The sequence below is a fragment of the Allobosea sp. Leaf344 genome (genome assembly GCF_001426225.1).
In the GTDB taxonomy this organism is placed as follows: Bacteria; Pseudomonadota; Alphaproteobacteria; order Rhizobiales; family Beijerinckiaceae; genus Allobosea.
This window is the reverse complement of the sequence record NZ_LMRT01000012.1, coordinates 524-5,676: the sequence shown is the minus strand read 5'-3', so window position 1 is coordinate 5,676 and position 5,153 is coordinate 524. Positions and strand designations below refer to the sequence as shown.

Sequence of the window (5,153 nt, the reverse complement as noted above, 5' to 3'; positions counted from 1 at the left end):
GGTAGCTCGTCAGGCTCATAACCTGAAGGTCGTCAGTTCAAATCTGGCCCCCGCAACCAAACATAACAAATACCCCGTCGCACATGCGGCGGGGTTTTTGCGTTGGGCGAAGGCGATGGCGGGATCCGCGCGCGACCGCCGCGGGCCGTCTTCAGCCGAGGCGCGAGGCGGGTCGCGCCAGCCCTGAAGCACCAGGCGAGCGACTACGAGCAGACGCGTCTCATTCTCGGCCCGATGCTGCGACGCCGCCTCAGTGACCGCCAACGAAACAAGCTCCGCGGCTCCCCGAGCCTATGTCGACGCGACACCGGCCTTCGACAGGGCGAGATAGGCGCCCGCGAGCATCAGCAGCATCGCGGGAGCATCGAGAGGCTCGACCGTCTCGCCGAAGGCGACCACCCCCAGCACCACCGCCACGATCGGCGAGACGAAGGCGTAGCTCCCGGCGCGGGCCGCGCCGATGTCGCGCAGCAGGCGCATATAGAGCGTGTAGCCGATCAGCGAGCCGAACAGCACCAGGAAGAGCCAGCCGCCCCAGGCGGCCCAGCCCCAATCGCCCCGGAGCGCCCGTATCGCACCGGGCTCGAAGGCGAGCGCATAGGCCAGCAGCACGCCGCCGCCGACAAGCGTCGTCATCCCCGCCACCAGAGAGGAGGGGTATCGCGCGAGCAGCTGCCGGGCCACGACCGAGCCGAGCCCATAGGTGAAAGCCGCCGATGCGACGGCGAGGCTACCCGCGATCGGTCGCCCCGCTTGCGCTGCCGGCCCTGCATTCTGGGCGAGGGCGTCGGGCCCGAACAGCAGCGCGAGGCCGGCGACGCCCAGCCCCAAGGCGAGGAGGTGACGGATCCCGATCTGCTCATCGCCCAGCAGGAGCGCGAAGAGCAGCAATGCGATCGGGGTCAGCGCCAGTTCCAGCACGGCGGCCGTGCCCGAATTGACGTATTGCATGCCCCAGAACAGCGGGCCGTAGCACAGGGAAATCATCAGCAGGCTCACCACCAGGAAACGCAGCCGGTCCCCGGCGGCGATGCCTGTCAACTCGCCGCGCAGCCGCGCCAGCGCCAGCAACAGCAATCCCGCCATGACGAAGCGCGTGCCGGCGAAGAGCAGCGGCGGGACGGCGTCGACCCCCGCCTTGATGCCGATCCAGGTCGCGCCCCAGATCAGGCAGAGGATCACGAAATCCAATAATCTCGGATTGAGGGCGAATCCCACGCTCTGGACTCCGTAACGGATTAAACTATTTTATTCCGTTACAACAGCGGCGGCGAGCGGAGGTTCCGGCGGATGATGGCGAAGACGGTCCAGACGATGTCGTTGCTCGGCGGCCATCCGGTGCTGGATTTCGTCAACACCGTTGACAGCCGGATCGGGACGATCGGCCCCGACTATCTGCAATCCTATGACGATCTGCTGATCTGGGCGGGCCGGACGCAGTCGATCGACGCCGACACCCGGCAGCGTCTCGCCATCGAAGCCGCCCAGCGCCCGGTGGACGCAGCGGCCGCCCTGTCCCGGGCGAAGGCCCTGCGCGAGGCGCTCTATCGCATCTGCTGCATGGAGGTGAGCGATCGCCCGGTCGAGAAGGCCGATCTCGACCTGTTCGACACGGCGCTGCGATCGGCCCTGGCCGGGCGTCGCCTGGCTTGCGAAGACGGGGCTCTGGAATGGGCCTGGCGACGCCGCGAGGCACTGGATCACATCGCGGATCGTATCGCTGTCGCGGCCTGCGATCTGCTGATCGAGTCCAGAGGCGAGCGTCGGCCGATCCGGCAATGCCCCGGCCGCAATTGCGGGTGGCTCTTCCTCGATACCTCGCGCGGCGGACGGCGACATTGGTGTTCGGACCGGAGCTGCGGGACACCGGCGCGCGTCAGGAAATTCCGGGCCGAATAGGGGCGAGGGCCATCAGACCGGGCCGTCCGTCCGCCCGTGACCGCTGGACCCGTGAACCCTGGGTCGAATGATGCGCGCGAGCGGATCGGCGCCAATCGCGAAGGCTGCAAGCGCAGCTCTCTTCGAGAAGGAGACTTTTACATAATTTTGCTTATCCTGACGCAGATGCATGGCGTCTCCGTCACCTTAGTGACGGCAGGGCAGGAGAGCGCGCGTTGACGGGCGAGAGATCGAGCTATCCGGCCCTGCTTCTGGTCTGCCTGACGGCGCTCGCCCCTGTGCTCGCCGAGGCGCAGACGCGCGCGAACACCGCAGCCCCGAAGCCGCAGACCAGCGCCTGCTGCACCGCGAGCGACCTGCTGCTCTGCCGGGATTTCCAGCTCTGTCACCCCTTTGCCAGCCGGGCGAATTCGGCCAAGCGTGGCGAGCGCCTGCAGGACCGCGCCACGCTCGCTTTCGGCCCCAGGCTGCTGCCGGCGGGAGCCCCTGTCGTGAGCCTGTGGACGCCGACGGGGTCGGGCGCGGCGCAAGCCCAGTTTCCGGCGGCGGGACCCCAGCTCGCGGCGTCGGTCACCACCCGCGCCGGGCACATCAGAGACAATGAGGCGGAACCGGAATTCCCGATCATCACCCAGGGACAAGCCGTCTGGTCGGCCAGGCAAGACGGGCCCGATGCGCGCATCGTCCAAGTCGTGATCAGGATCGATGCCGACGCCCTGCATGTGGAGCTGGTCTTCCGCGCCACCCGGTCGCTCCGGGCGCCGACCATCACCGTGATCGGCAGGAACCCCGCGGCCGCTTCCTTCATGCTGGACGAGATGCCGAGGGCGCGCCGGGCCGGCGCTGTCGAGGGCGAGCCTCTGATCGGCCGGATCGCGCCTGGCCCCGAGGGGGGATCGCGCGTCGAACTCTCCGGTGATCCGATCGACCTCGCCAACAACAAGCGCCGCCTGCTGGGGACGCCCTGGCTGGATTTCCGGCTGACCAATGCGGGGGGCAAGACGTCGATCGTCACCATCGAGAAGGGCAAATCCGCGACGGACATGCTCGGAGCGCTGTTCGACTGACCGCGTGTCGCAGCGTCGCGAGCGGGCCGCGCGCCCATTACCGTAGATGGGATCGGAACCCGGACGCCCCGCGGCCGTCCGAGGCCGTAAGGTCTAATCCCTTCGATATAGACCTGACGTAGCAGTTAATCTTGAATAGACAAATTTTAAACGAGCTGCATACGCCGATATGAATGCAGCAACTGACTCGCATTGTGAACTGCTCACCCCTCAGATTAACAAGTCGTTAACTGAGGGGATACAATCATGCTTGAAGTCAGCGATAGCGCCGCGCTTGCGGCCGGCGACAATGGCGATCAGGGCCACAACGATCCGGCATCTGCCGTCCAGCAGGGCGAGCGTGCCGCGAGCTACCAGATCGCGCAGGCCTCGCCTGCAGCCCCTCCGGCCGCTCCGGCCGCCCCATCCCAGGCACAGCCGCCCCAGGGCGCACCCGCCCAGCAGACAGCGCCGGCGCGCGCCATCGTCCGGCTTCCGGCCAGCACCTCGCTCGACGACATCGTCGTGCGCGGCGATGACCTGATCCTCAACCAGCCCTCGGGCCCGCCGGTCGTCATCCCCGGCGTCACCCAGTCGATGCCGACGATCGTCATCGGTGACGTCGAAGTGCCCGCAGGCGCCTTCGCCGCGGCCTTCGACCGCGCCGGCGTCACGCCCGGTGCCGGCCCTGCCGGCGCCCAGGGCGTCGGAAGCTCCGGCGGCAATTTCAGCGTCACCCCCGGCAATATCGGTCAAGGCTTCGGCCTGACCAATCTGCTCGGTCCGACCGAGCTCCAATTCGGCGCCCTGACCCGCGAGGAACTGCTGCCGGCGCTGGCGGATGTCGTCGGCCCGTCCCTGCTCGGCGCGAGTTTCAGCGCCCTTCTGGACGAATCCTCCCTCGCCACCGGCACCCTGCCGCAGAACCCGAACGAGTCGGCGCTGCTGACGCTGCAGTTCAACGCCGGCACGCTGGCGGCGAGCAGCGTCGCCTTCAGCGGCATCGCCGGGCTGGTGACCGAAACGAACGGTATCGCCGGCGCGGACATCGTCTGGCAGCTGGTCTCGGGCACGCTGATCATCGGCCGTGTCAACGGCGTCGACGCGATCCGCCTCGAGATCGTCTCCGGCACCAACATCCCCGCCGGAACCGTCGGCGACGTCGTGGTGCAGGTCACGCTGCTCACCGGCCTGCCGGACCCGGCTGGAGGCGGTGCCCAGATCCTCAACCTCGGGACCGTCGGCGTCGTGGTGACCACGCCGGTCGGCACGAGCGAAGGCACGCTGACGGTGCAGGTCCGCGACGACGTGCCGACCCTGACGGTCACGGCCGCGACGGGCGCGGCCCTCGCCGGTCTGACCCAGGAGCTCGACGAGACGCAAGGGGCGGGGGATCTCCCCGCGGATCGCTACGGCGCCGGCGAGGTCGAGATCGGCACCAACGCCAATACCGACGATGCCGGCCCTGGTCTCGCGCAGGTGACGACGGCCATTCCGGGCGCCGGGCTGGCCTCGCTCTTCACGCTGGGCGGCAGCTTCGGCGCCGATCAGAACGGCACCGATGCCGGGACGCTCAGCTTCGTCGGGCTGACGGTCGGCGGCCCTGGCGTGGCCACCAGCCTCTCGGCCACCAATGGCGGTTTGATCTCGCTGTTCCTGACCGCAGCGGGAGTCATCGAGGGCCGCGACACGAATAATGACGTCGTGTTCAGCATCGCCATCGTCGGTGGCCAGCTGCAGACGACGCTGTTCGAGGCGATCGCGCATGGCGCGACCACTCTCTTCGACGACAGCGCGCTGCTGACGCTCGCTCCCGGCGCTTCGCCGATCCAGCTGCAATACAGCGTGACCCGTACGGATGGCGATTTCGACGCGATCACCCAGACCGCCTTGGTCGAGCTGATCTCGTCCCAGACCTCGTTCATCTCCTTCGACGATGACGGGCCGTCGCTGACCGTGTCCGCGGCCTCCCCGGAAGCCCGGAACCTCATCGGCATGGCGCTAGATGAGACCGTCGGCCCCGACCGCGCCAATACGTCCGGCGAGACGGCCGACGGCAACACCGATGACGATGCTGTCCCGCCCAGCGACTATCTCGCCCAGGTCACCACCTCGATCCAGGGAACGGCCAGCGCCTTGTTCAGCGTCGGCGGCGATTTCGGCTCCGATCTCGCTGGCACAGATGTCGCGACATTGAGCTTCATCGGT

The 5,153-nt window shown here is 68.0% G+C and carries 4 protein-coding genes; 3 read left to right on the top strand and 1 reads right to left on the bottom strand.

Annotated elements, in window-relative coordinates:
- Positions 1-291: 291 nt before the first annotated feature.
- Positions 292-1,218: an EamA family transporter gene (locus ASG72_RS08670; protein ID WP_056711184.1), complete on the bottom strand. Its 927-nt coding sequence runs from the start codon at positions 1,216-1,218 to the stop codon at positions 292-294.
- A gap of 72 nt (positions 1,219-1,290) precedes the next feature.
- Here ASG72_RS08670 and ASG72_RS08665 point away from each other — a divergent pair, with 72 nt between their 5' ends.
- From ASG72_RS08665 to ASG72_RS08655, 3 genes are all read left to right on the top strand, one after another.
- Positions 1,291-1,899 carry an ABATE domain-containing protein gene (locus ASG72_RS08665; RefSeq protein WP_082540211.1) on the top strand — a complete coding sequence of 203 codons (609 nt, stop codon included), beginning with the start codon at positions 1,291-1,293 and terminating at the stop codon, positions 1,897-1,899.
- Positions 1,900-2,114: 215 nt separating this feature from the next.
- Positions 2,115-2,966 (top strand): hypothetical protein, encoded by an 852-nt coding sequence (locus ASG72_RS08660; RefSeq protein WP_056711183.1) that lies wholly within the window; start codon positions 2,115-2,117, stop codon positions 2,964-2,966.
- Between the two features lie 246 nt (positions 2,967-3,212).
- Positions 3,213-5,153 (top strand): DUF5801 repeats-in-toxin domain-containing protein (locus ASG72_RS08655; RefSeq protein WP_162246216.1); only part of this gene is annotated, 1,941 nt, incomplete at its 3' end.